This is a genomic window from Pseudoalteromonas sp. Of11M-6 (assembly GCF_022347905.1).
Lineage (GTDB): Bacteria > Pseudomonadota > Gammaproteobacteria > Enterobacterales > Alteromonadaceae > Pseudoalteromonas.
On sequence record NZ_JAKRFW010000007.1, the window covers coordinates 117,730 to 125,141 of the forward strand.

Annotated in this window: 5 protein-coding genes; 2 read left to right on the forward strand and 3 right to left on the reverse strand. The window is 44.2% G+C overall.

Annotated elements, in window-relative coordinates:
- Window positions 1–2: 2 nt before the first annotated feature.
- Complete coding sequence (locus MHN32_RS05430) at window positions 3–956, forward strand: ribonuclease Z (protein WP_211865637.1); 954 nt, start codon at window positions 3–5, stop codon at window positions 954–956.
- Here MHN32_RS05430 and MHN32_RS05435 read toward each other — a convergent pair.
- Window positions 953–2,266, reverse strand: a complete 1,314-nt coding sequence (locus MHN32_RS05435) for a DUF2252 family protein (RefSeq protein ID WP_206471962.1) — start codon at window positions 2,264–2,266, stop codon at window positions 953–955. The two genes, MHN32_RS05430 and MHN32_RS05435, sit on opposite strands and share 4 nt — an antisense overlap.
- A 3-nt stretch (window positions 2,267–2,269) precedes the next feature.
- Complete coding sequence (locus tag MHN32_RS05440) at window positions 2,270–3,100, reverse strand: polyphosphate kinase (RefSeq protein ID WP_206471963.1); 831 nt, start codon at window positions 3,098–3,100, stop codon at window positions 2,270–2,272.
- A gap of 371 nt (window positions 3,101–3,471) precedes the next feature.
- On the opposite strand from MHN32_RS05440, the gene MHN32_RS05445 reads away from it, so the two are divergent.
- Complete coding sequence (locus MHN32_RS05445; RefSeq protein WP_239421131.1) at window positions 3,472–6,375, forward strand: hypothetical protein; 2,904 nt, start codon at window positions 3,472–3,474, stop codon at window positions 6,373–6,375.
- A gap of 24 nt (window positions 6,376–6,399) precedes the next feature.
- Here the strand turns inward: MHN32_RS05445 and MHN32_RS05450 are convergent, their stop codons facing one another.
- The gene (locus tag MHN32_RS05450; protein WP_206471969.1) at window positions 6,400–7,338 is read right to left on the reverse strand and encodes an SUMF1/EgtB/PvdO family nonheme iron enzyme; all 939 of its coding nucleotides are present in this window, start codon (window positions 7,336–7,338) and stop codon (window positions 6,400–6,402) included.
- Window positions 7,339–7,412: the final 74 nt, after the last annotated feature.

Sequence of the window (7,412 nt, forward strand, 5' to 3'; positions counted from 1 at the left end):
GCGTGAAAGTACATTTTCTTGGCACTTCTTCAGGTAGCCCATCTAAACAACGTAATATGTCGGCAGCGGCAGTAAGCTTTGAAAATACCAAAGCCTGGGTACTAATTGACTGCGCCGAAGCAACCCAGCATGCGCTGCTGCACAGTGAGTTAACCCTATATCATCTCGAAGCGATTTGTATTACCCATCTTCATGGGGATCATTGCTATGGATTACCCGGACTCATTTCATCCATGGCATTAAACTCTCGCAAAGCGCCGCTAAAATTAATTGCGCCGAGGGCCGTTATTCAGTTTGTGCAAAGCTGTTTTACACTGACAGAGGTGAGACTAAGTTTTGACTTAATCACCATCGCCCTTGAAGAAATAAACGATAAGCTACAGCTTGAATGTTGCGATATCGAAACCATAGCGCTACAACACAGAGTGCCCAGTGTTGGCTATAAGCTCACGGAAAAATGTATTCCTCGCAAGTTAAAAATAGATAAACTTCAGCAAGATGGCATTGCGTCTGGCGGCCACTACAACCTGTTGCAAAAGGGTCAAGACGTAGAATACCAAGGCCGACTTTTAACCTCAGATGACTACAGTTTTTATAGTTGGCAACCTCGAGTTGTAATAATTTGTGGTGATAACGAAAAGCCCGGCTTGCTATCGCAGATGATAAAAGGGGTCGATTTGCTTGTTCATGAAGCTACCTTTACCGCTGCTGATCTTCATAAAGTAGGTTTTCATACAGGACATAGCGATGCCAAGCGCATCGCTCAATTTGCACAATTACATCAAGTGCCGATGCTCGCGCTCACTCATTTTAGCGTGCGCTATCATGGCGAGGGCATGCTGCAGCCTCTTATTGAAGAGGCCAAGTTGCACTTTAGCAATGCACTCATCATTGCAGAGGATGGTCTGATTGTAGACATTCCAAAGCAAAAGCAAGTTGAGTGTGTAACAGCTTAGCTCTGGGATTGCTCGCAAAACCAACGCCAATCGGCTACGACTTGCTCGCTGTAATGACTGGCCGATTTGACCAATTCATCGATGAGACTAGGCAAAATGGCTACGGCATCCTCTTGAAATTGTAAGGAGCGTCTATCTGCTCGCATATGTGAAAGGGCAAGTGCTTCACCGCAAGCCTCTGCATATTGGCTAAAGCCCGACTTAGTCGCTGCACGTTTACCGATGGTGATGTCTTCTGGGTCTATACCAACGCGAGCATGATGGCGCGAGCGTACCAGCCAGTGACTGCCTTGCCACAGTGCATTATCTAAAATGAGATCGGTACGGCGCTGCATTTTTCTTTGACTGTTGACGGTTAAGTGTGCGGGATCTAAGCGATTCACAGGGCTTAAACTTGCAAAGTAAGCAAGAGGCGAAGCGAGTTGCTGTTGTTTTACCTCCACAATGTGGCATAGCGGCAAAATATCTTTAGTGGGCTTTTGTACGTTTGGGCCAACCAACAAATAATATCTGCTCAGATGCAATGAGCCTGTGCCTTGGTCGATACGCTCAACACAATCTAAAATTTCGTCATCAACATAGGGCGCGAAGTGATGAATAAGGTTTTCTTTTAAATCGGGGTCAAGTTGCTTAAACTTCAGTTTGTCTTCGCGAAAACGTAGCGGCTTAATGCTGAGGTCGATTTCCTTTGCGAGCGTGCTTTTTATCGTAAACGCGGCGCCACCCGCCATTCTTTGCAACCCTTTTTGCCATCGTTTATGCAGTATATGATTATTATCAAATTCGGTTAAGCCTGTGTTGCTATCGACCTTATGCTCCAGCGACAACTGACAGGCTTTTAGGTAACTGTGTAAAAAGTCCAATTGTGCTTGGGCAACTAGCTCTTTACTGACCAAAGGTTTACTTCGGTCTTTAATATCCTGAGCTTGCTCTTGAATACGCCCACCTTCTAGTTGGGTAAGCGGTAAACTCACTAAAAAGCGAAACAGGTCCCATACAGCGTGTCCGACGCAGGCGTCATCGAAGTCATTAGGTTCAAAAATTAGGGTATCGCCGTGGCTGCCTTCTTCACTATGAAAGCCAAAATTGCCCGTATGACAATCGCCCATTACGTAGGTGAGTGGCAGGCTGGTGGCCGCTTCAGGTAACTGTAATTGTTGCTCCAGTAAGTCCTTATACATAAGCGCGGCACTACCACGGAAGAACCGAAATGGACTGAGTCTCATTTTGTCGAATTTACTGCACTCATTGCTTACGTGAATGCCTTCACGCTCATTAAAGTAAGATGCAAGATAGTCGTGACGATTCATGGATTAGTCCTCCCTTTGAATAATACCCAATTGAGATTTTGCCAGTTTTACAACGGCTTTATCGATAGGTGGGGGACTAGTATCAACCCCCTTACTTAGTGCTTCGACAATGGTTTTCATCACTTGTACGCGGGCATACCATTTATGTTCCGCGAGGATCAAATGCCATCCCGCTAAATTTGTATCGGTTTTAGCAAACATATTATCAATTGCTTGCTCATAATCTTGTCGCTTTTGGCGGTTGCGAATATCTTCTTCCGTTAGTTTCCAGCGCTTATACGGATTATTTAAACGCTCTGTAAAGCGCTTGAGCTGTTCATCTTCGCTAATGTGTAAAAATAGCTTAACAATGCGGACGTTATCATCTGTTAGCAGACGCTCAAATTCATTGATTTCTTGATAGGCGCGGTGCCACTCTTGCTCACTAGCAAACCCTTCAACCCGTTCTACCAACACTCGGCCGTAATATGAACGGTCAAAAATAGTCATAGTACCCCGAGGAGGTAGCTTAGTTTGAAACCGATAAAGGTAATGCCGGCCTTGTTCCTCAGGCGTTGGTTTTGCGATTGGGTAGACCTTAACGCCGCGCGGATCGAGCTGTTCTGTCATGCGGCGAATAGCGCCTCCTTTACCAGCCGCATCCCAGCCTTCAAACACTAAAATAGCGCGCTTCCCTTGATGAAAATAGGCTTGTTGCACATGTAATAGCTGGGTTTGCCAGTACTTTAACTCGCTTTTGTAGTGTTTTTTTGAATCAATAGCAGGATGTGTCATGGGAGGCTTAACACTTAGCCCGCGATTTAGCGCCTTTATTTCTGATACATAACTGGTCATGCTAACTCCTTTAATCGCCTTTGGTTAAGTTGGCCCCGTTGTTGTCAAAGTGCTGTTCAACGCGAAAATATTACCGCACCAACTAACTTTTGAGCGTGTTAGAGTAACCTAGAGTAAACTCTACAGGGACTTTTTGACAATGATATGTCATACCATTTTGTCTTACACTTCCTTAATTTGAGGGAGCTAATCGGGCGCTAACGGCGTTAAAAACTTCTCATCATTTAGAACAGGCAAATAGCAAAATTTTTCCTTGATTGAATAACTGACTCCATCAGTATAAAATCTACCCCGAATAATATCTCGCGCTCATTGATGAGTAGCAAATTGCATTGATGAGGAACAACCGGAATAAACAAGGAAGGATTGGCATGAAGCCTTTTGACAAATGCCCTGCGCTTATGCAAGACGCACAGCAAGGTACATTCGATGATTCACTTTTTCAGTCAGATTCAGACGTAAAAAATTCGGCACAACCAACCAGATTGCCGATGGCTAAAGTGCCCACCATCATTCTTAAAGCACTTAACCCCCATCACACCGACTATATTCGTATTGACCCAAAAGAAGCTCGTTACTGGCATGGTGGACTTCATCACCATGACGATAGACAACTACTTGTTATTTCAAATAACCAAGCACAACGTCTCAAAACGGTTTCTCAAGGCAATATAAAGGAGATCTTTGCGTTTATTAAAAAGTCAGCGCTTGAGGCTAAAGTGGAAGGTCAGTTCGGTTCTGGTGGCAGTAAAGGCTTCTCGGGTGGGGCGGGAGAGTTAAGCCAAAACGGTGCACATTTAGGTGCCGCAGCTAAATATGCTGCTACAAGCGATTACTCAAAAAATGATGGTGTGGGCTTCAATAGTAGCCAAGGAGCAGGTACAACGCGCCCGTCAATGGGTAAGAGTAACGCTGGCATTCAAAAAACACCCACTAAGCTAGAAAGTACAGCACAACCCATAGATACTATTGCGCCATCTGTCATTATTGGTCAACCTAATCCAAAGCAAATCGTAAAACTAGAGCAAAACCAAGCCACTAAAAGACGTTTTGCAAATCATGTATTAGGGCCGGGAGAAACTGCCGCGAGTGTTGTCGAGCAGTATACTGGCACACCAAATGAAAGCCGTATATATGGCTTCAACCATCCTCAGTTTACTATAAAAAATCCTCCCAAAGCGGGTGATAAAGTCAGGGTGAATACCGGCTTTGACGTACTAGTTAAAGGACAATTCTATAATAGCAACAGCGTTAACCTAATCTGGAAAGGGCCAACGTCGGGTTCAAAATCAGCCATATTGGAGCAAGTGAATGGCAACTACATACCAGACAGAGGTTATGATTGGGAGTTGGCGCTACCGCTTGTGGCGGGGGAATACACATTAACCGCTGAAGCCGGAGGTGCGACGCACTCCGTGAGTTTTTCGGTTGAAGAATCTGAAGACCAACAGGAAATTATTGATTTTATATATATTCCAGAAGATAACAGCTTTATAGCGGTCACGCAGTCACTTGCCGATATTTTAGAGCAAGAAATGGAAGTACTTAACCCTCCCATGGAGCAGCTAAAGCAAGCGCTGGCTGGACAACAAGACCTCTCGAAGCAAGATGATAAAGTAATTGACGCAAAAAAGGCGTTAAACGAGACCCTAAAACCACTTGTTTCAGGCCCTACCGCTAATAAAATTACCGAAGTCATTGGCTTTAAAGGCCGAAAGTATACCTATGTGCGCAGTGATAAAATCGCCAATCATACTAGACGCTATAAAATTGATACGGACATTCGAAACGGTCGTCGTTTTAGCGATGCGAATGGCAACTTAGACCGTAGCAAACTGAACAAAGCGCTTAAAAATGATTTGAGCAAGCTAAAGGTCAATTTTAAGTATGATAAGAAGCTTGTCGACACGTATACAACCATATGGGGCGAATGGGCTAGGGAGCTAAATGAAGATCTAAAGATAAAAAGGTTTGAAAAAAGCGACTATTTTGATGCCAGTGCAGAGGCGCGATTAATGCGCTATACCCATGGTGCAGGCATTGCTGCAAACTTTAGCCCAAAGGATGGTGTCTTTTCATTTCAAGCTGATGCCAAAGTCGATTTTGCAGTCGGTGAAGCAAAAGCTGCAATGAGTGGTTACTACCCTAATAAAAATGGGTATGAATTTAAGTTTATGATGCCACTTAAAAATACGACCAAAGAGCGTGAGATAAACTTAGGCGCGATCCGATTAAATGCGACCATTGCCCTTTTTGGCTATGCAGGAGCGAAATTACAAGCGGCGGCAAATGTAGGCTGTACAGTAAAGCAAGGTAAAATGATGCTTGAGGGATTAACCCCTGAACAAGTAAAAGCACTTAGCCGCGCCGATCGCAAGTTTGAACCTGTAAAAGGCGAGCTGAGCGCATTTGCTGGGGTATCCGCAGGCTGTGAGTTAACAGGTGCTTTGCAATGGGATAACCCAGAAAAATCTGGTAAATCTAGTTTTTGTGATTTAGCTAAACTAGGTGGAAAGGCAGAAGGCGCATTTGGCGCCGGTGCACACGCCGGGTGTTTTATTGGTTATGAAGACGGAAGGTTTATACTTCGCGCGAAATTGGGACTTATCTGGGGCGTAGGTGCTGGTGGAGAATTAGTCTGTGAGATAGGTGTAGATGAAATTGTCACGCTTGCCCAATTTGTTTATCACCAGCTTAAAAATAATGATTATGATTACCTTGAATTTATCCAAGAAGATGCTTTTAAAGTATTATACAAAGCAGTATCTATGCACATAGCAACAGGTGATGAAATTATTAATTTCGTAGGTTCTAGTGTTCGTCAAGTCGATACATGGTGGCGAGGAACTGTTTTAATCCATGAGCGCGCGAAAGATATGATGGATAATATTCTACAAAAGCCCGAAATGTTAAAATTTACGGTGCCTGAAGCTAAGGGAGCAATGCTAAATTTACTTGCTAATCCAAATTTAGCGAATTTAATTGACTCTGATGCATACAGCTGGTCCGGCTTAAATGAGCGACGTGAAAATGCGATTATTATTGTACTTAAGCATATTCTTTGCACAGAGGAATTAGACGAAGTATTGCAGCATATGGGAGAGGGCGGTGAAAAATGCAGCCGAGAAGAGGGATTATCTCAGCTTAATAGTATTTTAGAAGGCGCTCAGCAGCATGAATTTGATGCATGGCGACGCAAACTACCAAGTCGAGCACGCTCCGGTTCGGTTGCCGTCGCGATGCTTAATATTAGTCCATTTGTAGCACTTGCATAACAGCGTAATAGCAACCAAAGTTAGCTACTTTGGTTGCATATCTAGCGGTGTAGGTTGATTTAGTACGCATCTAAACCCGATGTCCCTATAGCTAGTGTTCAGTTCATTAGACTCTTGCCGAGTATAAACATTGCTGCCACGTGGCGACTCCATGAAAGTTCCGCCTCGCATAACCTTTTTTGTGCCTTCTTTTGGTCCTTTGGGATCCTGCTCTGGGGAGTTTTGATAGTAATCCTCAGCCCACCAGTCATTAACCCATTCAATCATATTGCCACTTAAGTCATAAAATCCCAATGGGTTAGCGGGGTATGTGCCGGAGGGTTCCGCATAATCAGTATTTAGTTCATAATTCCGACCTTCTTCTATCCGCCCGTTATCTGTGGCAAAAAGAATATTCTCGCCACGGTTTCGTGCTGCAAATTCCCATTGTGCTTCTGTTGGTAAATCAAAGGGGAGTTGTGTGAGTTTCGCCAGCCATAAACAATAGTTTTTTGCGCCATACCAACTTACTCCAGCAGGGAATTCAGGGGCGCGCCAAATTTCATCTTTATCCCATTCTTCCCACACGGTTTTTGGTAGGTCATTTACTGCGGTATGTAAATCAAAATCGCCATAGCTTACCTCATAAGCGCCCATCGAATAGCTGGTAAGGGTCACCTTATGAGCGGGTTTATTATCGCGGGCTATGGTCCAAGGCAAGTTATTAGGACCTCCACCATCGCCCATCATAAAACTGCCGCCTTCAACAAACACCATTTGGGCTTTTGTGCGCTCAATCAGTATTTGCACTTGTTTGTCTTGCTCGCCAGTAAGCGCGTCTATTTGTTGGCCAAGGTCGTCACACCCGCTCATTACCAAACACAGTACTGCGAGGCTGGGAACGGTTGTGTATTTATTGGTGATAATATTGCGGCGATTAATGTTGGCAAAGTGGGGGAGTGAATGTATCCGTTTATTTTCCATATGGTGACTTTCCTATGTTACTTATTTATCCTTAGTGCAGCTCAAGCATACCAAGCGTACAGGCGAAATCAAAA